Source organism: Ketobacter sp. MCCC 1A13808 (assembly GCF_009746715.1).
Taxonomy (GTDB): Bacteria; Pseudomonadota; Gammaproteobacteria; order Pseudomonadales; family Ketobacteraceae; genus Ketobacter.
The window spans coordinates 82,291-105,499 of the sequence record NZ_VRKW01000002.1 but is presented as its reverse complement, the minus strand read 5'-3'; the positions used below and the strand labels follow the sequence as shown (position 1 = coordinate 105,499).

The following is a 23,209-nucleotide window of genomic DNA, read 5'->3' as shown; positions in this document are numbered from 1 at the left end:
ACCGCAAAAAGCAGCAGTAAAGATAGACTGACACTTCCGTTAATGTGTAATTCCTGACTGGAATGGTAATGAAAATATTAGTTCGAAACTTAGATCGCTTGACAACAGAAGAAGAGATGAAGTGTTTGTTTCAGGCGTTTGGAGCAGTGCAATCCTGCAATCTGGTTATTGATCCGGTGAGTGGCTCGTCCAAAGGATTCGGTTTTGTTGAGATGCCGAAGCCCGGCGAAGCCAAAGCCGCCATCAAGAACCTGAATAACCAAACTGTGGGTAGTAATAAGATCCGCGTTAAGAAAGCGGAATGAAGTCCGAAGGTAACACATGGCTGTCGGCACGATAGGACCGCAAGAGGACACCGTTGATGGCTATACCACGTTTTTATTGAGCGGTTTTTGCTTGAGGGCCTGCAGCCGGGTCCGGATCGAATGGGCGATACCGTCCGCATCCAGTTGACACTCTTGCACCATCTCTGTGGGTTTTCCGTGCTCTATATAGTAATCCGGTATACCCAGATTCAAAACGGGCAGTACCACATTGTTTTGCGCTAATAGTTCATTGACGGCCGAACCTGCGCCGCCCGAAACCGCATTTTCTTCCACCGTCACCAACAAAGAATAGCTCTCGGCCAAGGCCAGAATTAGCGCTTCATCGAGGGGTTTTACAAAGCGCATATCCACCAGTGTGGCGTTCAATTCCGCTGCCACCGGTTTGCAGGAGTGCAGCAAAGTGCCGAAGGCGAGGATTGCCACTTCTTTGCCGCTTTCCAGTACCCGTGCTTTGCCTAAGGGTAGGGCGGTCATGGCTTTTTCGATCGTGGTACCGGGGCCGGTGCCGCGGGGATAGCGGATGGCCGCGGGGCCGGGATGCTGATAGCCGGTATAAAGCATTTGTCGGCATTCGTTTTCGTCGGATGGCGCCATAATCAGCATATTGGGAATGCAGCGCAAAAAGCTGAGGTCATAAGCACCTGCATGGGTGGGGCCGTCTTCCCCCACCAGGCCAGCGCGGTCTATACCAAAAGTGACGTCGAGGTTTTGCAATGCCACATCGTGAATTAATTGATCGTAGGCACGTTGCAAAAAGGTTGAATAGATCGCCACCACGGGTTTTTGTCCGCCACACGCTAATCCCGCAGCGAGCGTGACCGCGTGCTGCTCTGCAATGGCCACATCGTGGTATTGTTTGGGAAAGCGTTTGGAAAATTCCACCATACCGGAACCTTCGCGCATGGCCGGCGTAATACCGACCAAGCGTTTATCCTGTTGCGCCATATCGCACAGCCATTGGCCGAATATATCGCTGAATTTAGGTAGTTTGGGTTTCGCGGGAGCGGTGGTTTTGAGTGCCGGTTTGGGTTCAATTTTAGTTAGGGCATGGTAGCCGATGGGGTCTTTTTCGGCAGGAGAGAAGCCGCGGCCTTTTTGTGTTATGACATGCAGTAAGTGGGGGCCGGGAATTTCCTTTAATTTGTTGAAATAGGTGACCAGCTTTTCAATATTGTGGCCATCGATGGGGCCGATGTAATTGAGGCCCATTTCTTCAAATAACGTGCCCGGCGACACCATGCCTTTCATGTGTTCTTCGGTGCGACGTACAAATTCCATCGCACTGGGCATATTTTCCAGCGCTTTTTTACCGCCTTCACGTAACGCGTTATAGGTGCGGCTGGCCCAAACGCGGGAGAGATAATTTGATAAGCCTCCTACATTTTCTGAAATCGACATTTCGTTATCGTTCAGGATAACTAACATATTGGCGTTGCAGTGGGCGGCGTGATTCAAGGCTTCGAAAGCCATTCCGGCGGTGAGGGCGCCATCGCCGATGACGGCAATGGTTTGATTGTCTTTGCCGGACATCTGACTGGCTAAAGCCATACCCAATGCAGCGCCGATGGATGTGCTGGAGTGGCCCACACCAAAGGTATCGTATTCGCTCTCGCTGCGTTTCGGGAAACCGGCCAACCCGCCGCGCAGACGCAGGGTATGCATTTGCTCGCGACGCCCGGTCAGTATTTTATGGGGATAGGTTTGATGGCCGACGTCCCAAACCAGTTTGTCTTCCGGCGTGTTATAGACGTAGTGCAAGGCAACGGTTAGTTCCACCACACCGAGACCGGCCCCAAAGTGACCACCGGTCTTGCCTACGCAATACATCATGTACTCGCGCAATTCGCTGGCCAGTTGCGGCAGCAGTTCTTCTTCCATTGCGCGCAATTGAGCCGGGGACTCAATTAAATCCAATAACGGCGTGGTGGGGCGGGTGAGCGGTATTTCCTTGAACATCATTTAGCCTGTTAACAGGGTCCGGAGCGGCCAGGGTTGTATCAATGACCGAGCATTATAGAGCCAGTGTGTATTTAACTCATCCTTTGTCGTGGATGGCTACCTAATTTTTTTCAGTTTTTCGTGACGCTGCCACTAGTGACTTCTGGAAACGATGTAGTGGGCCAGTGCCCGCAGAGGGTCGGCTCGGTGATCGAACGATTCCAGTGCCAGATTGGCTTGAGCGCATAATTCCTGGGCCAGGTCCCGCGCTGGTTGCAACCCCAAAATCGCGGGATAGGTGGCTTTTGCCAGTGCCTCATCGGACCCTTTTTGTTTACCCAGTTGTTCGGTTTCCCCAATTACGTCGAGAATATCATCCTGCACCTGGAAGGCGAGACCGATGGCACCCGCATAGCAGTCCAGTGCTTTCAGTTGCTGTGGATTGGTATCGGCAAAAGTCATGGCGCCCAACTTGACGCTGGCCTGGATCAGCGCGCCGGTTTTATGCAAGTGAATGTTCTCCAGTTGTTCAAGCGTCAGGCTTTTGCCTTCGGCTTCCAGATCCAGCGCCTGCCCGCCCGCCATTCCCTGAGTGCCACTGGCAACGGACAGGGTGCGGATCATTCGCAAGCGGGTCGCATCATCAATAGCGCTTGGTGAGCTGGTAAGCACTTCAAAGGCTAAACATTGCAGGGCGTCGCCAGCCAGAATGGCGGTGGCTTCATCAAACGCAATATGACAGGTAGGTTTACCACGGCGCAAGTCGTCATTATCCATTGCTGGCAGATCGTCGTGTACCAGAGAGTAGGAATGAACCATTTCCAGGGCGCTAGCCACGTCTTCTGCCTGGGAAGCTTGGCCGCCCACGGCTTCCGCCGCCGCATAGGCCAACACCGGGCGTACCCGCTTGCCGCCGTTAAATGTGGCGTAACGCATGGCGTCCAACAGGCGGGGGGCGAGAGGGTGTTGTTGTGTCAGCCAATAATCCAGGCGTCGGTTCACGCGCTCCTGGCATCGGGCCAGATAAGGCTCCAGAGCAAAAGTGTTCATTTACTGATTTTCACCATCTTCTTCGAATGGCAATACGGTTTCCTCTCCGTTTTGGGAAAGCAGAATGGCTACTTTTTGCTCAGCTTCGCGCAATGCCAGCTGACACTCTTTGGTGAGCTTAATGCCTTGCTCAAATGCTTCCAGAGACTTTTCCAAAGTCATCTCACCGCTTTCCATCGAGTCCACTAATAGCTCCAGGGATTGCAGTGATTGTTCGAAGTCGATCGCTGTTTTTTTTCTGGCCATGGTGCCTCCTGGAAATTAAGGCGCAAAGTTTCAATGATTGCAGAGGTGAGGTCAATGCGATGCCATCATTTATCCGGTTTGATCTTGGTCTCGTCTGTTTTTTTAGCTGCATCATTCCCTGTGTGCGGGCTGAATTTCTGGAATTCCTGACTAGACTTAAAAACTATGGCCGAGGTGAGTCAATTATTTGTACGTCTTTTAATCGCAATGGAGTTGGCGAGTGGATTTAGCGACCCTTATAGGATTAGTTGGTGCACTGGTGATCGTTGTGATGGCGATGGTGACCGGTGGCGATGTCATGGTGTTTGTTAATCTGCCTTCCATTTTGATCGTGGTAGGCGGTACCTTTTTTGCTGTGATGGCAAAATATTCCCTGGGGCAGTTTTTAGGGGCCATCAAGATCATGAACAAATCCTTTAAAACCAAGATTGCCTCCCCGGAAGAAATCATTCTTGAAGTAGTGGAGCTGGCTGATGCTGCCCGTAAAGGCGGTTTACTGGCGCTGGAAGGCAAAGAAGTATCCAATGAGTTTTTGCAAAAAGGCATACAGTTGCTGGTGGACGGTCATGACCCGGAGGTCGTGAAAAGTATACTCAGTAAGGATCGCCAGGAAACCGCATCGCGCCATACATTGGGCAAAACGATTTTCGTAAATATTGGCGATACTGCCCCGGCTATGGGAATGATCGGAACGTTGGTTGGTTTGGTGCAAATGTTGTCTGCCATGGATGATCCCAAGGCCATTGGCCCCTCCATGGCAGTGGCACTGCTCACCACTTTATACGGGGCGATGATTGCCAATATGTGGGCTTTGCCGGTGGCCGATAAAGTCGGGCTGCGGGCAGAAGAAGAGGGACGGGTCAGTGCCATGATTATCGATGCCTTACTCGCGATTCAGGCCGGCCAAAATCCACGGGTGATACAGGAGTTACTGAAGACTTATTTGCCAGCTTACAAACGCGTAGGCGAAGCCGAGGAACAATGATGCAACTGCAAGCGAAACACCGACAGCGGTTGCCACCGGGATCGGTAGCGAGCTCCGGCCATGTCTGACGAAGAATGCGAATGCGCTCCCTGCCCGAAAGGGTTGCCCGCTTATCTGGCGACGTTTGCCGACTTGATGTCGTTGCTTATGTGTTTCTTTGTGCTGTTGTTAGCGTTCTCGGAGATGGACGTACTTAAGTACAAACAAGTGGCCGGCTCGATGCGCGACGCCTTTGGGGTGCAAAACGAAATCAAAGTGAAAGATATCCCGAAAGGGACTTCTATTATTGCGCAAGAATTCTCCCCGGGCCGGCCGGACCCGACGCCCCTCAACGAAGTCCGGCAGATCACTGCTGAAACCATGAACGTGAACCTGGATGTGCGTTCACCGGGTGATTCAGATTCCAATAAAGGCGATGGCAAGACGGAAGGCGGCGGCGCGGACAATAGTGCCGAAATCCTTGAGCGCCTGATTGCAATGACCCAGGCGGATGCGGTGAAGGTCGCTGCATCGCTCAAAAACGACATTCAAAGCGGTGACGTAGAAGTGGAAACCCGCAACCGTTATATCGTGATCCGGGTGAAAGAAAAGGGGTCATTTCCCAGTGGTTCAGCAACCTTGCGAGCCAGCTTTATTCCCATCATGGATCGCATTCGGGCTGCGATTAAAGATGTTAATGGCAATAATTCGGTGGAAGGGCACACCGACGATATTCCTATTTCAACGGCGCGTTTTCGTTCCAATTGGGAGTTGTCCTCGGCGCGTGCGGTGTCAGTAGCTCATGAGTTACTAAAAACAAAAGACATGGACCCACACAAATTTTCGGTAGTGGGGTTGGCCGATACCAAGCCTTTGATTGATAACAGCAGTGAGAAAAACCGATCCCGTAATCGCCGGGTCGAGATCGTCATCGAGCAAGGGGCAGAGGATGAAAAGTATCTGTCGGGTGAAAAGCCCCTGCCTGAGGACCCTGAGTTCAACCCGGATTTACTGATCCAGTCCGGTTTGGAAAACCTGGAGGGTTTCGATATGGTCATCAGCGATGATAACGACACCTCCAACCCGGCTACCGAAGCCTCGCAACCCCTATCCCCTGATCATCAGCCAGCTGGCCCGGATCGCACACCCGGTGCGGACTTCCCAGCCCCATTCAGTCCAAAGCCCAGTAGTGAAGAAGAGTTTTTCTAATCGCAGAATCAACACTTGTCAGCTTTGTGGTCAAAGAGTAAGGTTTGGTCATTTAGGGCCACGGAAGCGAGCAATTAATGCAATACCGGAGTGAAACCGAGCTGGATCACCTCAGTGCCAGCGCCACCTACGCTGCATTATTGGTGGAAATGCTGGTTAAGAGCGGGATACCTCCGGCGGAGTTATTAGCCGGTACAGAAGTTGAGCTGACCACACTGAAGTCGCCTGACGGGCGTCTATCTGCTGCCCAGTACAAAGCGTTAATTGAAAACGCACAATTACTTTCCCGTGATCCTGCGCTGGCTTTCAAATTCGGCTTTCAACTCAAATTATCCACACACGGCTTTCTCGGTTTTGCTGCCATGAGCGCGTCCACGTTAGGAGAGGCGCTGGAGCTGGCGGTGAAATACTGCCGCACCCGGTTTGATTTCTTGCAGCTGAATATTTTCGATATGGGCGATGAGGTGGTATTGCAGCTGGACGAATTGGTCTCTTTAGGGGAGGCTTCGGTATTCCTGACGGAGTCCGTGATGACCAGCTTTGGCACCATGAGCCTGAATTTGTTGGGAGAGATCCCCGAAGATGTGCGCTGTCGGCGAACTTGTGAGCAGCCGGTGTATTTTGATGAAATGGAAGGCTGGTTTCCGCGCCGGGTGGCGGTTCGCTTTAATCAGGATGCGAATCAGTTAATCTTTAAAAAGCCGTTATTACTAAGGCCGTTGACACTGTCCGATCCGTTGGCGCGGCAATTGGCCGAAGCGCAATGTGAGCGTGAACTACAGACCATACAAGTGGAAGATGACCTGCTGTACCGTGTACACCGGATTCTGAAAGAAGCGCAGCCGGATTACCCGAAACTGGAACAAGTTGCGAGTAAGCTGCATTTATCCGGACGCACGTTCAAGCGACGCCTGCATGACCACGGTACCACCTTTCAGGACGTACTGGATCGGGTAAGAATGGTACAGGCGAAACGTTTATTAACGGAATCGAAGCGCTCGGTGGAAGCCATCGCCATGATGTTGGGTTACAGTGATGCCTCCAATTTCAGCAGGGCGTTTAAACGTTTGCAGGGGGTTACCCCGGCACGGTATCGACGTCAGTATATCAGTCAGATGTAGCGATATTATTTAAGAGGAAATACCATGTCCGAACAAACCCAATCTAATGCGGCGAAACTTCAGGAGGCTCATGTCCGGTTTATGCTGTCCCGCTTGCAGGCGGACGGGTTGCTGCAAACCATCGACCGCGAAGTGTCTGAAATCTATCAATGGGGCGCGACGGTGACCCTGGAAGAGGTTCTGGATCGTGATTTATTGGTGAAAACCGTGTTGCGGCTGGTCGAGCACGCGCCTTTCAACCAGGCCTTGAGAGACATCGTGGTGAAAAGCACGGTAACGGTCATTCAATCTGAACTCAATGACGGCACCAATATAACGTCTCTGGTGCCTAAAGGGGAATACGACAAAGCCGTTTCCCATTTCGCTCAGTTTGAAAAGCTGCGCATGGACATCATTCATCTGATATTGGAAAGTCCGGTTTATAGCGAACTGATTACCGATGTGTTGTATCACGGTATCAAGGATTACGTGATGACCGAAAATGTCGTTGTGAAAAAAGTGCCCGGGGTTTCGGCCCTGATGAAAGCCGGCGCAAAACAATTGAATAAAGCCATGCCGAAACTGGAAGCCGCCGCGGAAGGCACCATCAAAAAGTTTATTGCAGGCAATCTACGCAGTTCGGTAGAACTGTCGGAAAAGGTGCTGAATAATGCTTTGTCCGAAGGCAATATCAAAACCATAGCCGATCACTTTTGGAGTACCGTGAGTGAGAAAGAATTTTCTAAATTTAAGGGCTATGTGACGGAACAGGACATCGACGACAGCATCGCAATCGGTGATACATTATGGGCAGAACTGCGCACGACGGAATACCTGCACAATATGATTGCAAAGGTCATTGTCCATATTCTGGATGAAAATGGCAGCAAGCCGTTGGCCGAGCTGGCCACCGAAATCGGTTATACCCAGGATTACATCAGCGATGAGTTGAAACAGATTCTGCCCGGTTTATTGGGGCGCGAGGCTTTATGGAACTTGATCGAGCAGCGCATTCGCGGCAACCTGGACGATTTCTATAGCAGCGAGGAGTGCGGCCAGGCACTGGCTTAATCTGCTTTGAGTGCCCATTCTAGTTGATAGCGATAGCACGGCTTATGTTATGCAGTTAGGTAGCGCGCCGAGTGGTGCGCCACCTAACTGTTTACTGTCAGGTTGCCGCCAATTCGTCTTCGGTTTCCGGTAACGTGATGTTGAGTTCAAGAACCGCGTACTCATCATTTTTGTCCAGAGTGACGTTCACCATTTCTTCACTGATGGCCACGTACTTACTGATCACCGCGATCAGATCCCGCTGCAAAGCGGGCAGGTAATCCGGTTGGTTTTTTGCAGTGCGTTCATGGGCAACAATGATCTGCAGGCGCTCTTTGGCAACGCTGGCTGTGCTTTTTTTCTTAGATTTAAAATAATCAAAAAATTTCATTACCGACCTCCAAACATTCTCGACAGGAGGCCTTTCTTGGTCGCATTGAGGAATCGGTGCTCAATGTCTTCACCCAGTAAGCGACGTACCGCGTCGATATAGGCTTGGCCTGCATCACTCTCTTCATCCAGAATCACCGGTTGGCCCTGGTTGGAAGCACTGAGTACCGCTTTTGATTCCGGGATGACACCCAGCAACGGTATGGAAAGAATTTCCTCTACATCCCTTACACTGAGCATTTCACCTTTTTCCACCCGTTCCGGGCTGTAGCGAGTCAGCAGCAAGTGTTCCTTAATCGGCTCTTCCCCGTTTTCTGCTCGCAGGGTTTTGCTTTGCAGTATGCCCAGGATGCGATCCGAGTCCCGTACTGATGAGACCTCCGGGTTGGTTACGACCAGCGCGCGGTCGGCGAAATACATGGCCATGTGGGCCCCTTTTTCGATGCCGGCGGGTGAGTCGCACACAATATAATCGTGGGTTTTCTTTAAATCGTTGAGTACCTTTTGAACACCTTCCTGGGTTAAAGCGTCTTTGTCACGAGTTTGGGACGCTGGAAGGATGCTGAGGTTTTCTACACGTTTGTCTTTAATCAGGGCTTGATTCAGGTTGGCTTCGCCATTGATCACGTTAACGAAGTCATAAACCACTCTCCGTTCACAACCCATGATCAGATCCAGGTTACGTAAACCCACATCAAAGTCGATAATGACGGTCTTGTGGCCTTTCAGGGCCAGGCCGGTTCCGAGGGCTGCGCTGGTCGTGGTCTTGCCAACACCACCTTTGCCTGAGGTCACCACGATAATTTCTGCCAATGTCGTATCCTCTTTATTAAATTGTCACAGTGGGCTGATAATAAGTTGGTCACCTTCAAGGTGAGCGCGGATTGCCTGCTTCCAGTGCTCTCCGCGAAGGTCTTCGTTCACTTTGTAATTGCCGGCGATGGAAATAAGCTCCGCTTCCAGCTGTTGACAAAATACCCTGGCACTTGCGTCACCTTTGACGCCCGCCAAAGCCCGGCCTCTTAACGGACCGTAAACATGGATATTGCCGTCGGCCAGGATTTCTGCACCGGCACTAACGGGGGCAATCACCACCAGATCACCGCCGGGCGCATAAATTTGCTGACCGGAACGTATCGGGGTTGTAATAATTTTATTCGCCGTGGCAGGAACTTCTTCTTCCACTATTTCAAGTTCGTTTGTGGCCTCGGTTGCTGGCTTGGCGGGTTGCGTCTGCCGGCTGCTGGTGGCAGGAGGCAGTATCGGTAGCCCGGCTACGTTAGCAGATACCGCCTGCTGTTCAGTTCCACCCCTGATTGCAACCGGAACCATGCCGAATTCACGACACAGTTCACTCAGTTCAATAAAGTCCACGAATTCATCGTTTGCGCATTTTTCCAGGCTGAGGATGACCGGGGTTTGCTGAAAAAAATCGGGGGCAGTGCTTACCTTGGCGGAGAGGGCATCATTGAAGCTCTGATAATCGTAACGATAGAGCTCCAGTATGGTCATTGTGACGCGGCTGCCTTTCAGTTTGAAACAGGCTTCCGTGTCAATTGCGGCTTCAGTGTCCAGCATAGATCCTTGGAGTAATCAGTTTTTTTGTTTGAATGTTTCCGGCGGTTTGATAAAGCAAATCGGAGTTTGCTTTATCCAGGTTCCGGAATTTATAGTGCGATGTACAGTGGCCTGGTTTTTTGCATCAGGTCAATGTTAATGCCACCACTTTTCGGTCCATAATCTGCCCCTAATTGTAACAGAACTTCAGAAAAGTGATGGAAAAAGTTTGCGCTATACGGCGGTTTTGTTGCATTTTTTTGGCAAAAACGCTGTCCGTTTCCTAAATGTATTTTTTCCAATGCAAAAAATTAAATCCGGTAGGCGGTGGTCGTCATGACTTTCGCCACGGATTGCATTAATTTTTTGACCGGAAAAGGCAAAGCCATTGCGCCGGCTTGGTGGGCGGTTTGCGCGTGTCGTGCTTCATCTTCCTGCATTTGCTGTAATATTTTGCGGCTTCTTTCGTCTTTTTGCGGCAGCTTCTCCAAATGTCCCTGCAGGTGCGCGCAAACCTGATGTTCGGTTTCTTCAACAAACCCCAGGCTCCAGCGATCACCGATTACTCCGGCTCCCGCACCAATGCCAAACGAGAGCACGTACCAAAGCGGATTCAAAAAACTGGTGTGACTGTTTAACTCGGTTATCCGCTGTTGGCACCAGTACAGATGATCTTCTTCCTCTTGCGCGGAGATTTCCATTTGCCTGCGTATGCGGGGTAGACGCGCGGTGGCGGCCTGCCCTTTGTAAAGTGCCTGTGCACAGACTTCGCCGGTGTGATTTACTCTCATTAATCCGGCAACGTGGCGGCGTTGTTGCGGACTGAGCTGTGGACATTCAGTATCGTTGGCTGGGTGGGCCCGTTCACTGCCGTGATGGCCGCCAGCCAGGGTTCGTAGCGCATTGTCTGCCTGGCCGATCAGACGGTCAAAGACGCTAAGGTGGCGTGATGGATGCTGGTTACGCTGACTGCTCATGATCGGGTTCCGACGTCGCCGCTGAAAAATGACTATTATATAGGTTCTGACCCGTTGCGGAAGTCCCGCAACATCCCGCTCAAGAATAAGGACAGTGTGACCCTGATGCCCGATGTAAACGACCTGGAAATTATGATGCGGTCCAGAGTGCCGCTGATCATCATTGAAACCCATGAAGAGCCACGGGCGCTGGATTTGATCAAACGCAGCGGGATTCAGCTGAATAAACCGGTTTTCAGTTGGTCGGTGACCGAAGGGGTGAAGCGGATTGATTTGACCCATGAAATCGACGAGCGGCAAACCAGTGAGCCGGAAGCGGTGTTGCGTCATATAAAAGCATCTGCGCGCGCCGGCATTTTCGTACTTTGCGATATTCACCCGTATCTGGAAGGGGAGCCGAGAAATATACGTCTACTGAAGGAAATTGCCATGGCCCACGATCAGAACCAGCACACAGTGGTGCTGCTCAGCCACGCTTTTGTTATTGCACCGGAGTTGCAACGTTACAGTGCGCGGATGGAGATTTCCTTACCCAATGATGAGCAGCTGATGCACTTGGTGAAGGAGGAGGCTGCAGTCTGGTCTTATCAGAACCAGGGGTTGAAAGTAAAAACCGATAACCGGACCTTGTCGAAACTGGTGGCCAATCTGCGTGGCATGACCTTTTCCGATGCGCGGCGGTTGGCTCGTGGCGCTATATTTGATGACGGGGCTATTACCGCCAGTGATCTGCCGGATCTGAACAAAGCGAAATTCGAGCTGCTGGGAATGAACGGCGTTCTCAGCTTTGAATACGACACCGCCAGCTTTTCCGACGTGGGCGGCTTGAGTGTGCTCAAAAATTGGTTATTAAAACGTCGCGAGCGTTTTTTGCAGGTGCAAGACGCAGCCACTAGTGATACCGCATTGGATATGCCCAAAGGGGTGTTATTGCTCGGTGTGCAGGGGGGAGGTAAAAGTCTGGCCGCGAAGGCCGTGGCCGGTATGTGGGGGGTGCCTCTGTTGCGGCTGGATTTTTCGGCATTGTTTAATAAGTTCATCGGCGAAACGGAGCGCAATCTGCGCGAGTCGTTGGCGTTGGCCGAGGCGCTGTCGCCCTGCGTGTTGTGGCTTGATGAAATCGAGAAGGCGGTGTCCGGAGAAGACAGCGACAACGGAACGTCGAAACGATTGTTGGGAGCGTTACTGACCTGGATGGCGGAGCGTAAGGCACCGGTGTTTCTGGTGGCAACCTCGAATGATATTTCCCGACTGCCGCCGGAGCTGGTGCGCAAAGGCCGAATGGATGAGATTTTCTTTGTCGATCTTCCGGGCGAGGCGGTTCGCCGTGATATTTTCAGCATCCATCTGACAAAACGTGGTCATGATCCTTCGACGCTGGATCTGGATTCCCTGGCATATAGTAGTGAAGGGTTTTCCGGGGCTGAGGTTGAGCAGGCGTTGGTGTCAGCGTTATATCGTTGTCAGGCAGAAGGGGCGGCGCTGGACACCCGGCACATAATGGACGAAATTGCTTCTACTAAGCCGTTATCAGTGGTAATGGCCGAGCCACTGGCCGCGTTACGCCACTGGGCCGGGGGACGGACCGTGGCAGCGGATTAATCCTGCGCCTATGGGTGGTTGTCATTATCCATGGCCGGATCAATAACGGATCCGGGATGGTCCGACCATAACAACAGAATGTCCCGCAGCTCGTTGAGTTCGATCGGTTTTGCCAAGTGCGCATTCATACCGCAGCGTAAGCTGCGCTCTTTGTGCTCATCCATTATGTGTGCAGTGAGGGCAATAATAGGAATCGGTTTACGATTGCATTCCTGCTCCCATTGGCGGATGGCTACCGTGGCTTCAAATCCATTCATTTCCGGCATTTCACAATCCATGAGAATCAGATCAAATTGCTGCTGCTGCACTTTTTCCAGAGCCGCTTTGCCGTTTTCCACCGTCACCGCCTGCATACCCAAGCGGGTTAGCATGCCCCGCACGACTTTCTGTGACAAGTGATGGTCTTCGGCTACTAAAATACTCATCGCCGGTAGCTGGCGGGTGATGTAGGTGTCTTGGGGGTGATTGGCGTGTATGCGGCGGATATGGGCTAATTCTTCCAGTAAGGCAACTTTCAACACCCGTCCAGTGACCGGTTTGCTGATTACCCGGCGGATGCCGGCATTTCGTGCGGCGGTGGCGCTGGGTGCCATGCCTAGCCCGGTGAGCATCATTACCAGGGGGTCGTTGTTGATGATGGTGTCTTCTTTAATGCGGGCAGCCAATTCCATGCCGGTCATACCGGGCATTTCATGATCCAGAATCACCACATCAAAGGGTTCGTGGATGGTGGCCTGGTTGTGCAGTAACGCAAGTGCCTGCTTGCCATTGACTGCGGTGGCCAGTGTCATGCCCCAGCTGCTGGCTTGTTGCTGTATCACCAATCGGCAGGAGGCATTGTCATCGACAATTAACAGGCGCAAGCCGTTTAATTGATCGGCGTAAAGGGGTATATCCTGCCCTTCTGGATCGGGCTCCAGCGGAATACTAAACCAGAATGAGCTGCCTTTATTGGGCGCGCTTTTTGCCCCGAAACTACCGTGCATGATGCCAACCAGTTGCTGGGATATCGGTAACCCGAGGCCGTGGTGGCCCAGTTGTTCCAAGTGGTTGCGATCGGTTTTCAGAATGTCTTGTAGTGCCTCTCGGCTGATGCCGGTACCGGTATCGGTAACGGAAAAGCAAATATGATTTTCGGATCGTTCGGCATCCTTGTTGATGTCGATCACTACTTCGCCGTGGTCGGTGAATTTAATGGCATTGGAGATCAGGTTGGCGAGTACCTGGCGGATACGGGTTGTGTCCCCTTTGACCTGAAACGGTACATCGCCCTGGATATGGGTGATGAGTTCGATGCCTTTTTCTTCGGCGCGCTGGCGGAACAGGTCGATGCACTCGCTGAGCATGGAGCCGATATCAAAGGAGGTGAAATCCAATGTCATTTTGCCGGTTTCAATTTTTGAATAATCCAGGATATCGTCGAGGATTTTTAAAAGGTTGTTGCCGGAGTAAGTGATGGTGCGGACGTAATCCTGCTGCGACGGTGTCAGGGGGGAATCCTCCAATAACTCCGACATGCCCAGAATACCGTTCATTGGCGTGCGTATCTCGTGGCTTAGTTGGGCAAGAAATTCCGTTTTAGCGCGCCTTTCTGCTTCTGCCACTGCAATTCGTTGGCGCTGTTGTTCCTCTGCCTTCTGGTGGATCTGGCTGCGTAACTTTAATGCGAATACGCTGGCTACGCAGTCCAGGCACAATGCAGAGACCAGCACATTCAGGGTTTCGAATTCGATAGCCAGTAAGCCGAATACCGTTTGCGCTGTCAAAGCACCGATGAGCGCCAGAATAACACGGGGGATTATCAGAATCCGTGCCGGGCTGAATCGATCAAACGCCCGCAAGGCGGTGGCGTAACTGGCCAGTGGGATGCAAATCAGCGCCAGGCTCACGGACATTTTAGAGGCAAACTGTTGGTCAATGAAATTAATCAATGCCAGACTCAGCAAATTTACAACAATAAGCGTTTGCAATACGGTGTTCAGGTGGTGGCGGGTGCGATGCAAGTCTAATAATTTTTGCGTAAAGAAAAGGCTGCAGATGCACAGAGCAATGAGCGAGGCGCTCTCGAGCCGCACTTGAAGGCCGGTTACCGGGAACCAGTAATAACCGATATAGCCGTAACTGACCATAATATAGAAAGCGATTGATAGGGCGTACAGGGTGTAGCTCAGATAACTTTTATCCCGGTTGCGGATTTTTCCGAACACCCCGTAGATAATCAACATGAGTAGGGCGCCCAGAGTTACCCCCAGTATTAGGTGCTGCCTAAACTGCAACTCATAGAAGCTGGCGGGATCCGCCAGGTTGAGCGTGAAAGTCATATATTGTTGTGAACGAACTTCAACCAGGATATCGCTGGCTGCTGCCGGATTCAGCTGTAGGCGAACCGCTGGGGATCGGTGGCGTATGAATCCGAACAGATGAGGCGTTAAGCTCCCGACTTCTTCCAGTAGCTTCATGCCGTCGTCGGTGCGTTGATATACCCGAATCAGGCCAATGTTGGGAAGATTGACATACAGCAACGCATTACTTTCAAACTCCAGTTCACTTTTGATTTCCAGCTGAAGCCACAGGGTCGCATCGGTATAACCCATCCGTAAAACCGGCGTTCTGGCGGGGGTGAACTGTTGTTGTAATTCGGGATTCAGAAAACTATCAGGGCCATACTGGTTGTCTTTGTCTTCGAAGTAGGAGACATTCTGCGTAATCTTCATTAAGTACTGGGGATTTTGCAGAATCACATCCGCTTGTAGCGACGAACAGACATTCAGGCAGCAAAACAGGCACAGCCACAGCCACAAAGGCGAATACCCGTGTCTATAGCGTGTTGCCCGGGAAGATAGTGTAGTCTGAGCCAAAAAACGCCCTGCTGTTGATTATTTTGTGACTAGTATATTCACTCTGGCCGTTGAATCCCACGACCACGACATCATTTAATGTTTTTTGACCGGTTCAAGCAAACCCCGGGGGATGCCGATTATTCTGCGCTTTCCAACAGATAGGCCTGAAAGCCTTCTTTTATTAGCAGGTAAACACCCAGCTCGCTGCGGGGACCGGCATTGTGACAAACGACGTAGCAGGTGTCTTTATCCATTTGCGCGCTGCGTTGACGTAATTTGTTGAGTGGGATATTCACCGAGCCTGCGCGATTGAAGTGCTTGTATTCACCGCTCAGACGCACATCCACCATTACCATGTCCGGGTGGCTTTGGCGCAGGGTTTCCAATTCGTGTTCTTTTATGTGGTGCAAAACCGGTTGCTCAAGAAGCTGTTTGAATTCCTCTTCTTCCAAATACATCAGAGCGCCATCGGTTTCCATGGTGACAGTGGCGTTACGGGTGGTTTTACCTACCAGCGCTTCTTCGCCGAAAAATTGACCAGCCTCAAGCCTGGCCAGAGTGTCAGTGCGGTCTCCGGATCGTTTGCTGACTACAGCAGAACCGTGCTCAATGACATAGAACCGATCACCCGGTTGATCTTCTTTGATGATCACGTCACCCAGATTTGCGGTGTTGCGTTTAAAGGTGGCAAACAGTTTTTGAATATTCGCCGGGGGTACTTTGCTGAATACGTCGGTATCAAGCAAAGCGGACATCCAGTCGGTATCGTCATCGTGATCCTCCACGTCGTAACCGCCGGCCTGTTCCCAGGTGATGGCAAGATCCAAACGTTGTTTATCCACTTTGAGCAGCAGGCATTCTGAGGTAGTGATTGCAGAATAACGATGAGGTGGTTGGTTATCCAGCGCATGCAGGCATTGTTCATCTTCTGCGTTCAGGGTTGAACTGTTGAAGTCTTCATCAATTAAATTCACACTACCCTTCAGCAGGTAATACCAGAAGGGATCGTTATCCCCGCGCTTGAAGAGTTTTTTGCGGGGTGGTGCGCTGATCTGCTCGCAACATCTTAGCGCTTCCTGAAATTGGTGCCGGAATAACTCATTGAATGGAATCAGGTTCTTGATCGTGCCCTCATCCACAGCTAAAGCATCAGTGCTCATGTTACAATCCATGCCGGTGCGTTAAATATCAATCATGTGGTGTTTTAATCAGTATAGTCCAGCGCATCGCAAGGTATATAATGGGACGCGGACACTGGCGTATAACAATGCCAGCCTGCCAATCCCATCACACAATTCTCAGCTTCGTATTTACTTCAGGTGTTCTAAATTTAATGAAAGTCGCAATTCTTTCGCGTAACCCAAAACTCTATTCTACCCGTCGGCTGGTTGAAGCGGGCGAGGCTCGTGGTCATGAAGTCAGAGTCATTGATACTCTGCGCTGTTATATGAATATGGCCACCCATAAACCTACCATCCACTATAAAGGCAAGTCCCTGGAAGATTTTGATGCGGTCGTCCCCAGAGTCGGCGCGTCAATTACTTTCTATGGTACTGCGGTGGTGCGCCAGTTCGAGATGATGGGGGTGTATTCCGTGAATGAATCGGTGGCTATATCCCGCTCCCGGGATAAGTTGCGTTCACTGCAACTGCTGTCCCGAAAAGGGGTAGGGATGCCGGTCACCTGTTTCGCCCATTCGCCTGATGAAATTCCGGATTTGATCGATATGGTGGGCGGTGCTCCCCTGGTCATCAAATTGCTGGAAGGCACCCAGGGCATTGGTGTGGTGCTGGCCGATACCCGAAAAGTCGCTGAAAGTGTGATTGAGGCTTTTCTTGGATTAAAAGCCAATATTTTGATTCAGGAATACATTGCCGAGTCGTCTGGGGCTGATATTCGCTGCCTGGTTATCGGTGACAAGGTCGTGGCAGCCATGAAGCGACAGGCAATGCCGGGGGAATTCCGTTCCAATCTGCATCGGGGCGGCACCGCTACGTTACTGAAAATAACGCCGGAAGAGCGTGCTACTGCGGTCCGTGCTGCCCGGATTATGGGGTTGAATGTGGCCGGGGTTGACCTGATTCGTTCTAATCATGGTCCGTTGGTAATGGAAGTGAATTCATCGCCGGGGCTGGAGGGTATTGAAACAGCGACCGGGAAAGACATTGCCGGTATGATTATCGGGTTCATGGAAAAGAAAATCGCCGACGGCACCGCTACCAGCCGCACGGTTGGCAAGGGCTGAAAAGCTGGCGATACTGAATTAATAAAAACTTAAAATCCCGATCAGGAAACCGTGCATGAGCCGCAGCAAAAACAGCCTGGAAATCTTCGGTGAGCGTATCGAAGCCGGTACGCAAAAAACGTTTCATATCCCCATCGGTCAGCTTTACACCCAAACCAATATATCGATTCCGGTACAGGTGGTGAACGGCAAAGCGCCGGGGCCCGTATTACTGATCTGCGCCGCCATTCACGGTGACGAGCTGAATGGGGTGGAAGTGACGCGGAGAGTCATTTCCGCTCCCTGGATCAAGAGCCTGAAAGGCACCTTGATTGCGGTGCCTATGGTGAATGTGTTGGGTGTGATTCATCGGTCCCGCTATTTACCTGACCGGCGTGATCTGAACCGTTGCTTTCCGGGGTCAGAGGAGGGTTCCCTGGGCGGACGTATCGCCCATCTATTTGTGCAGGAAATACTGGGTAAATGTCAGTACGCAATCGATTTGCATACCGGGGCAATCCACCGTTCCAATATGCCGCAAATCCGGGTGCACCTGGAGAATACAAAAGCCGCCGATATGGCGCATGCGTTTGGCCTGCCGTTAATAATTGATGCACCGATTCGAGACGGATCACTGCGCGGAGCAGGCGACGATCTCGGCATTCCGATTATTACCTACGAGGCCGGTGAAGCGCTGCGTTTTGACGAGCCCGCGATTATTGCCGGAGTAAAGGGGGTGCGCAATGTGATGACTCATTTAAATATGTTGCCACCGCGGCGCAACCCGAAAAAAGAAACGAACAACACCTTTGTTGCTAAGTCGTCGGCCTGGGTACGGGCTCCGGCCGACGGGTTGTTCCGCAGTCACCTCAAATTGGGAGACCGTGTGGTGCGTGGAGAGCTGCTCGGCATTATTGATGGCCCTTTGGGTGGCAGTGAAACGCCGGTCAAGGCACCATTCGGCGGCATCGTGATCGGCGCAACCAACTTGCCCCTGGTGAACCTGGGCGAGGCGCTGCTGCATGTGGGGCGATTCGATGATATTGAAGATGTCGAGACAGTGGTTGATGAGTTTCGCCAGGAAGTGGATATGATGCCGGTCGAGCTGAGTTAAATCGGGATGGCACCGTTTCGAAGAATGTGAACCGGTGCCGATTCGACTAACGATCGACAGAGCCTAGTTTTCTTCCTGCTCCCGCGCCACTGCCCGATAGCCGATGTCGGTGCGGTAATAGACGTTGTTCCAGTTGATCTGCTGGACCAGGTCATAGGCGCGGCCTTTGGCCTGGGCCACCGTATCCCCCAGAGCCACAGCGCAAAGTACCCGGCCGCCGTTGGTAACCACTCGTTCGCCATTTAACTGTGTGCCCGCGTGGAACACTTTGCAGATATCCTGATCGCTTTCCGGCAAGCCGAAAATAATATCGCCTTTTGCGTAACTTTCCGGATAACCGCCTGCCGCCAGTACCACGCCGAGTGATGCCCGTGAATCCCACTGAGCTTCCGTCTGATCCAGCTTGCCCTCAATCGCCATATCGCACAGCGCGACCAGATCCGATTGCAATCGCATCATGATCGGTTGGGTTTCCGGGTCACCGAAGCGACAGTTATATTCCAGCACTTTGGGTGTGCCGTCTTTGCTGATCATTAGCCCGGCGTATAAGAATCCGGTGTATGTATTTCCCTCCGCTTCCATGCCGCGCACGGTGGGATAAATAACCTCGTCCATGACCCGCTGCTGGATTTCCGGCGTCACCACCGGAGCGGGGGAGTAGGCACCCATGCCGCCGGTATTCGGGCCCAGATCATTGTTGTCCCGGGCTTTGTGATCCTGAGAGGTCGCCATGGGCAACACATTCTTACCATCGACCATGCAGATAAAGCTGGCTTCTTCGCCCACCAGAAATTCTTCTATTACCACCCGGCTACCGGCGTCCCCGAATTTATTTCCAGCCAGCATGTCATTTATAGCGGCAATAGCCTCTTCTTCACTTTGAGCCAGTATGACGCCTTTGCCCGCGGCAAGGCCATCTGCTTTAACGACAATAGGCGCGCCTTGCTGTTTAACGTAGGCGACCGCTTTATCGATTTCGGTAAAGTTGCCGTAGGCGGCCGTCGGGATGTTATGTCGTGCAAGGAAATCTTTGGTGAACGCTTTGGAACCTTCCAGTTGAGCCGCACCTTGGGTGGGACCGAAACACTTCAATTCGGCAGCACGGAACGCATCCACAACCCCGGCCACTAACGGTGCTTCCGGCCCCACAATGGTGAGATAAACACGGTTTTCCTGAGCGAAGGCGACCAAGGCGTCCAGGTCCATTGCATCAATATTCACATTCTCGACACCGGGTTCCAGGGCGGTGCCGGCATTACCCGGTGCAACATACACCTTTTCCACGACAGGAGACTGGGCTGCTTTCCAGGCTAAAGCGTGTTCTCGACCGCCACCACCAATAATCAGAATGTTCATTGTGTACCCTCAGAAATAGTTATCGGAATGAGTGTTAATTGGCCGCCCTAGTGCCTGAAATGTCGCATGCCGGTAAACACCATGGCAATGTCGGCAGCATCTGCAGCGGCAATGACCTCTTCATCGCGAATCGAACCGCCTGGTTGAATCACCGCGCGGATACCGGCTTCAGCAGCAGCGTCAATGCCGTCGCGAAAAGGAAAGAATGCGTCTGAAGCCATCACTGATCCGGGAACGGATAAGCCTTCATCTGCGGCTTTGATGCCAGCGATTTTGGCACTGTACACCCGGCTCATCTGGCCCGCACCGACTCCGATAGTCTGACGGTTTTTCGCATAGACGATGGCATTGGATTTAACAAATTTTGCGACTTTCCAGCAGAACAACAAATCCCGCATTTCTGCTTCGTCTGGTGCACGCTTGGTCACAACTTTCAAATCCGACTCGCCGATCATGCCATTATCACGATCCTGCACCAGCAGTCCGCCGTTGACACGTTTGTAATCGAACGCGGCGCTGCGTTCGCCCCAGGCTTCGCAAGTCAGCAGGCGCACATTTTTCTTTTCTCCGACGATGGCTACAGCGGCGCCACTGGCGCCGGGCGCAATTATGACTTCGACGAATTGCTTATCAATAATGTCGCGGGCAGTTTGCTCGTCCAGTGGCTGGTTAAAAGCAATGATGCCGCCAAAAGCGGAGGTGGGATCGGTCTGAAACGCGCGCGCATACGCTTCGTTGATGGACTGGCCAATGGCAACACCGCAGGGGTTGGCGTGCTTCACAATAACGCAGGCCGGTTCGTTGAAGGACTTAACGCATTCCAGCGCGGCATCGGTATCCGCTACATTGTTAAATGACAGTGCTTTGCCCTGCAGTTGTCGCGCGCTGCTGACACTGGGTTCTGCCGGGTTCGCCTCTTTATAGAAGGCGGCCTGCTGGTGCGGATTTTCGCCGTATCGCATTTCCTGCACTTTGAGAAATTGAGTGTTGAAGGTGCGCGGGAATGGGGTCTTTTCGCCGTCGCCTTTGAGACCGCCCAGATAATTGGCGATGGCACCGTCATAGCTGGCGGTATGCTCAAAGGCCGCTAATGCCAGTTCAAACCGGGTTTGATCGCTGACGCTGCCCTGGTTGTTGCGCATTTCTTCGATGACCCGTCCGTAGTCGGATGCGTTGACCACAATAGTCACCCAGTGGTGGTTTTTCGCTGAGGAGCGAACCATCGTCGGGCCGCCGATATCAATGTTTTCGATTGCAGTTGCCAGATCACAGTTGGGATTGGCGACGGTTTTTTCGAACGGATATAAATTGACTGCCACCAGATCGATGGGTGTGATGCCGTGCTCCGCCATGGCTTTATCGTCGGTACCACGCCGGCCCAGAATACCGCCGTGTACTTTCGGATGCAGTGTCTTAACCCGACCATCCATCATTTCGGGGAACCCGGTGTAGTCGGAAACTTCAGTGGCTGCAATGTTGTGCTCCCGCAGCAGCTTGAAGGTGCCGCCGGTGGATAGTATTTCCACACCCTGGGCGGCTAGCGCCTGGGCGAACTCAACGATACCGGTTTTGTCGGATACACTGATTAGTGCGCGTTTGATAGGTCTGCTCATGATGGATGTCTGCGTTTACTGTTTGATTAGCGAATCGGATGGTGGAACGGGTAACCCGTGCCGAGCCCGGGGAGGGCGCATTGTAGTCGGAATTGGCTGGCGTTTTAAGGGTCCAGAGTCAAAAAAAACAGGTAATCCTGCCCTGTGCACGCAGAGGGGTTTTGGAACCGCAACAGAATGCAGCGGCTTATGCTTTTACATAAGCAGATTAGGTAGTTGGCTGCCCGGTGCCGGAGCGGTTAGCTGAGTGTCCGGTACCGGGAGTAATGCTTCAGATCAGGCCGTAAGTTTTCAGCTTTTTACGCAATGTTCCGCGATTGAGGCCGAGCAGTACGGATGCCTTAGTCTGGTTGCCCCGAGTGTATTCCATTACCGTTTCCAGTAAAGGGGCTTCCACCTCAGACAACACCATCTGATAAACATCGGTTACGGGTTGTCCGTCCAGGTGCGCAAAGTAATTCCGTAGCGCCCTGTGAACGTTGTCCCGCAACGTTTGGCTGCCCTGTTCAAGCGAGGTTACCAAATGTTGTTTCAGGTCTGCGTTGCTTGCTGAAGTTGAATTGCTGCTAAAAGATGCTTCATCGTTGAAGTTTGTTTCATTCATGCCGCCATTACCTCTCCCTCGATTAGTTGCTCAAAATACTCCTGAGCACTGGCGAGTTGTTCCGACGCTATTTCAAGCTGGTTAAAAAATGATTTAAATTGTGCTCCCATCGGAAGCCGTTGTACATACCACCCGAGATGTTTTCGCGCGATACGGACTCCCAAATAGTCGCCATAAAAGTCGTGCAAGCGGTGTAGATGCTCTAAAATCACTGCCTTCAGTTCCTTTGAAGATGGCGTCGGAAGCGTAACCCCGGTTTTGAGATAATGCTCAATTTCCCGAAAGATCCAAGGGTTTCCCTGTGCTGCTCGTCCTATCATGATTGCGTCTGCCCCGGTGTGGGCGAGGACCTGCCTGGCTTGCTCAGGTGTAGTGATGTCACCATTGGCGAATACGGGGATGTTGATGCTTTCCTTAATCCGGGCAATGGTATCGTACTCTACAGTTCCTTTGTAAGCGCAAGCGCGGGTTCGACCATGAACCGCCAGTGCCTGTATACCAGCTTCCTCAGCGATGCGGGCGATGGTGACGCCGTTGCGTTGCTCAGGACTCCAGCCGGTGCGAATCTTCAGGGTAACTGGTACTTCAACTGCCGAAACAACGGCATTCAAGATAGATCTGACCAGTACTTCATCTTTAAGCAGCGCTGATCCTGCGGCTTTTTTGCAGACCTTTTTTGCCGGGCAGCCCATGTTGATATCAATAATCTGGGCGCCCCGTTCAACGCAAAGCCGGGCTGCTGCTGCCATCTGGTCTGGCTCGGTCCCGGCGATTTGTACAGAGCGCGGTTCCGGTTCGTCCTGATGGATCATGCGCAACTGAGATTTACGGCTGTCCCACAATCGACTGTCACTGGTTAACATTTCTGCAACCACCATGCCTGCGCCAAGACGCTTGCAGAGTAGCCGGTATGGTTGGTCAGTGACACCGGCCATGGGTGCCATGATCACCGGGCTATTTATTGTGTGAGGTCCAATGGAGAATGACACGTGGAACTCCTGTTGAATAAAACGCCTAATGATTTTCAGTCGTGCTTAAAGATCGAGCTA

At 52.1% G+C, this 23,209-nt stretch carries 21 protein-coding genes; 8 read left to right on the top strand and 13 right to left on the bottom strand.

Annotation, left to right across the window (positions count from 1 at the left end):
• The first annotated feature begins 68 nt into the window (after nt 1–68).
• Nucleotides 69–305, top strand: a complete 237-nt coding sequence (locus FT643_RS04450) for an RNA recognition motif domain-containing protein (protein WP_156869628.1) — start codon at nt 69–71, stop codon at nt 303–305.
• Between the two features lie 60 nt (nt 306–365).
• Here the strand turns inward: FT643_RS04450 and dxs are convergent, their stop codons facing one another.
• The 3 genes from dxs to FT643_RS04435 all read right to left on the bottom strand — a co-directional run bounded on the left by dxs (nt 366) and on the right by FT643_RS04435 (nt 3,560).
• Nucleotides 366–2,282 (bottom strand): 1-deoxy-D-xylulose-5-phosphate synthase, encoded by a 1,917-nt coding sequence (dxs, locus tag FT643_RS04445; RefSeq protein WP_156870520.1) that lies wholly within the window; start codon nt 2,280–2,282, stop codon nt 366–368.
• Nucleotides 2,283–2,417: 135 nt separating this feature from the next.
• Nucleotides 2,418–3,314: a (2E,6E)-farnesyl diphosphate synthase gene (ispA, locus tag FT643_RS04440; RefSeq protein WP_156869626.1), complete on the bottom strand. Its 897-nt coding sequence runs from the start codon at nt 3,312–3,314 to the stop codon at nt 2,418–2,420.
• Nucleotides 3,315–3,560, bottom strand: a complete 246-nt coding sequence (locus FT643_RS04435) for an exodeoxyribonuclease VII small subunit (RefSeq protein ID WP_156869624.1) — start codon at nt 3,558–3,560, stop codon at nt 3,315–3,317.
• Nucleotides 3,561–3,780: 220 nt separating this feature from the next.
• Here FT643_RS04435 and pomA point away from each other — a divergent pair, with 220 nt between their 5' ends.
• From pomA to FT643_RS04415, 4 genes are all read left to right on the top strand, one after another.
• Entirely contained in the window at nt 3,781–4,545 is a 765-nt protein-coding gene (gene pomA / locus FT643_RS04430) for a flagellar motor protein PomA (RefSeq protein WP_317621944.1), read from the top strand.
• 60 nt (nt 4,546–4,605) lie between these two features.
• Complete coding sequence (locus FT643_RS04425) at nt 4,606–5,733, top strand: flagellar motor protein MotB (RefSeq protein WP_156869622.1); 1,128 nt, start codon at nt 4,606–4,608, stop codon at nt 5,731–5,733.
• 77 nt (nt 5,734–5,810) lie between these two features.
• Nucleotides 5,811–6,854 (top strand): AraC family transcriptional regulator, encoded by a 1,044-nt coding sequence (locus FT643_RS04420; RefSeq protein WP_156869620.1) that lies wholly within the window; start codon nt 5,811–5,813, stop codon nt 6,852–6,854.
• Nucleotides 6,855–6,878: 24 nt separating this feature from the next.
• Nucleotides 6,879–7,904: a hypothetical protein gene (locus tag FT643_RS04415; protein ID WP_156869618.1), complete on the top strand. Its 1,026-nt coding sequence runs from the start codon at nt 6,879–6,881 to the stop codon at nt 7,902–7,904.
• A gap of 97 nt (nt 7,905–8,001) precedes the next feature.
• Here the strand turns inward: FT643_RS04415 and minE are convergent, their stop codons facing one another.
• From minE to coq7, 4 genes are all read right to left on the bottom strand, one after another.
• On the bottom strand, nt 8,002–8,274 hold the full coding sequence (minE, locus tag FT643_RS04410; protein ID WP_156869616.1) for a cell division topological specificity factor MinE: 273 nt from the start codon (nt 8,272–8,274) through the stop codon (nt 8,002–8,004).
• Nucleotides 8,274–9,086, bottom strand: a complete 813-nt coding sequence (gene minD / locus FT643_RS04405) for a septum site-determining protein MinD (RefSeq protein ID WP_156869614.1) — start codon at nt 9,084–9,086, stop codon at nt 8,274–8,276. The genes minE and minD overlap by 1 nt, the downstream gene beginning before the upstream one ends.
• A gap of 24 nt (nt 9,087–9,110) precedes the next feature.
• Nucleotides 9,111–9,851, bottom strand: a complete 741-nt coding sequence (gene minC / locus FT643_RS04400; RefSeq protein WP_156869612.1) for a septum site-determining protein MinC — start codon at nt 9,849–9,851, stop codon at nt 9,111–9,113.
• A 290-nt stretch (nt 9,852–10,141) separates the two neighbouring features.
• Entirely contained in the window at nt 10,142–10,807 is a 666-nt protein-coding gene (gene coq7 / locus FT643_RS04395) for a 2-polyprenyl-3-methyl-6-methoxy-1,4-benzoquinone monooxygenase (RefSeq protein WP_156869610.1), read from the bottom strand.
• Between the two features lie 102 nt (nt 10,808–10,909).
• Here coq7 and FT643_RS04390 point away from each other — a divergent pair, with 102 nt between their 5' ends.
• Nucleotides 10,910–12,409 carry an AAA family ATPase gene (locus FT643_RS04390; RefSeq protein WP_156870516.1) on the top strand — a complete coding sequence of 500 codons (1,500 nt, stop codon included), beginning with the start codon at nt 10,910–10,912 and terminating at the stop codon, nt 12,407–12,409.
• A gap of 8 nt (nt 12,410–12,417) precedes the next feature.
• Here FT643_RS04390 and FT643_RS04385 read toward each other — a convergent pair whose 3' ends face one another.
• Nucleotides 12,418–15,123 (bottom strand): hybrid sensor histidine kinase/response regulator, encoded by a 2,706-nt coding sequence (locus FT643_RS04385; RefSeq protein WP_156869608.1) that lies wholly within the window; start codon nt 15,121–15,123, stop codon nt 12,418–12,420.
• Between the two features lie 263 nt (nt 15,124–15,386).
• Nucleotides 15,387–16,409 carry a cyclic nucleotide-binding domain-containing protein gene (locus FT643_RS04380; protein WP_198043313.1) on the bottom strand — a complete coding sequence of 341 codons (1,023 nt, stop codon included), beginning with the start codon at nt 16,407–16,409 and terminating at the stop codon, nt 15,387–15,389.
• A gap of 173 nt (nt 16,410–16,582) precedes the next feature.
• Here FT643_RS04380 and rimK point away from each other — a divergent pair, with 173 nt between their 5' ends.
• Nucleotides 16,583–17,494 (top strand): 30S ribosomal protein S6--L-glutamate ligase, encoded by a 912-nt coding sequence (rimK, locus tag FT643_RS04375; protein ID WP_156869604.1) that lies wholly within the window; start codon nt 16,583–16,585, stop codon nt 17,492–17,494.
• Between the two features lie 55 nt (nt 17,495–17,549).
• The gene (locus FT643_RS04370; protein WP_156869602.1) at nt 17,550–18,587 is read left to right on the top strand and encodes a succinylglutamate desuccinylase/aspartoacylase family protein; all 1,038 of its coding nucleotides are present in this window, start codon (nt 17,550–17,552) and stop codon (nt 18,585–18,587) included.
• A gap of 63 nt (nt 18,588–18,650) precedes the next feature.
• Here the strand turns inward: FT643_RS04370 and purD are convergent, their stop codons facing one another.
• From purD to dusB, 4 genes are all read right to left on the bottom strand, one after another.
• Nucleotides 18,651–19,943 (bottom strand): phosphoribosylamine--glycine ligase, encoded by a 1,293-nt coding sequence (gene purD / locus FT643_RS04365; RefSeq protein ID WP_156869600.1) that lies wholly within the window; start codon nt 19,941–19,943, stop codon nt 18,651–18,653.
• Nucleotides 19,944–19,990: 47 nt separating this feature from the next.
• Complete coding sequence (gene purH / locus FT643_RS04360; RefSeq protein ID WP_156869598.1) at nt 19,991–21,556, bottom strand: bifunctional phosphoribosylaminoimidazolecarboxamide formyltransferase/IMP cyclohydrolase; 1,566 nt, start codon at nt 21,554–21,556, stop codon at nt 19,991–19,993.
• Nucleotides 21,557–21,827: 271 nt separating this feature from the next.
• Nucleotides 21,828–22,160, bottom strand: a complete 333-nt coding sequence (gene fis, locus FT643_RS04355) for a DNA-binding transcriptional regulator Fis (RefSeq protein ID WP_156869596.1) — start codon at nt 22,158–22,160, stop codon at nt 21,828–21,830.
• Nucleotides 22,157–23,149 (bottom strand): tRNA dihydrouridine synthase DusB, encoded by a 993-nt coding sequence (gene dusB, locus FT643_RS04350; RefSeq protein ID WP_317621943.1) that lies wholly within the window; start codon nt 23,147–23,149, stop codon nt 22,157–22,159. The genes fis and dusB overlap by 4 nt, the downstream gene beginning before the upstream one ends.
• Nucleotides 23,150–23,209 lie beyond the last annotated feature (60 nt).

Coding starts and splice junctions, on each gene's coding strand:
- FT643_RS04450 (WP_156869628.1), top strand. CDS start 69: ATGAAAATATTAGTTCGAAACTTAGATCGCTTGACAACAGAAGAAGAG.
- dxs (WP_156870520.1), bottom strand. CDS start 2,282: ATGTTCAAGGAAATACCGCTCACCCGCCCCACCACGCCGTTATTGGAT.
- ispA (WP_156869626.1), bottom strand. CDS start 3,314: ATGAACACTTTTGCTCTGGAGCCTTATCTGGCCCGATGCCAGGAGCGC.
- FT643_RS04435 (WP_156869624.1), bottom strand. CDS start 3,560: ATGGCCAGAAAAAAAACAGCGATCGACTTCGAACAATCACTGCAATCC.
- FT643_RS04425 (WP_156869622.1), top strand. CDS start 4,606: ATGTCTGACGAAGAATGCGAATGCGCTCCCTGCCCGAAAGGGTTGCCC.
- FT643_RS04420 (WP_156869620.1), top strand. CDS start 5,811: ATGCAATACCGGAGTGAAACCGAGCTGGATCACCTCAGTGCCAGCGCC.
- FT643_RS04415 (WP_156869618.1), top strand. CDS start 6,879: ATGTCCGAACAAACCCAATCTAATGCGGCGAAACTTCAGGAGGCTCAT.
- minE (WP_156869616.1), bottom strand. CDS start 8,274: ATGAAATTTTTTGATTATTTTAAATCTAAGAAAAAAAGCACAGCCAGC.
- minC (WP_156869612.1), bottom strand. CDS start 9,851: ATGCTGGACACTGAAGCCGCAATTGACACGGAAGCCTGTTTCAAACTG.
- coq7 (WP_156869610.1), bottom strand. CDS start 10,807: ATGAGCAGTCAGCGTAACCAGCATCCATCACGCCACCTTAGCGTCTTT.
- FT643_RS04385 (WP_156869608.1), bottom strand. CDS start 15,123: ATGAAGATTACGCAGAATGTCTCCTACTTCGAAGACAAAGACAACCAG.
- FT643_RS04380 (WP_198043313.1), bottom strand. CDS start 16,409: ATGAGCACTGATGCTTTAGCTGTGGATGAGGGCACGATCAAGAACCTG.
- rimK (WP_156869604.1), top strand. CDS start 16,583: ATGAAAGTCGCAATTCTTTCGCGTAACCCAAAACTCTATTCTACCCGT.
- FT643_RS04370 (WP_156869602.1), top strand. CDS start 17,550: ATGAGCCGCAGCAAAAACAGCCTGGAAATCTTCGGTGAGCGTATCGAA.
- purD (WP_156869600.1), bottom strand. CDS start 19,943: ATGAACATTCTGATTATTGGTGGTGGCGGTCGAGAACACGCTTTAGCC.
- purH (WP_156869598.1), bottom strand. CDS start 21,556: ATGAGCAGACCTATCAAACGCGCACTAATCAGTGTATCCGACAAAACC.
- fis (WP_156869596.1), bottom strand. CDS start 22,160: ATGAATGAAACAAACTTCAACGATGAAGCATCTTTTAGCAGCAATTCA.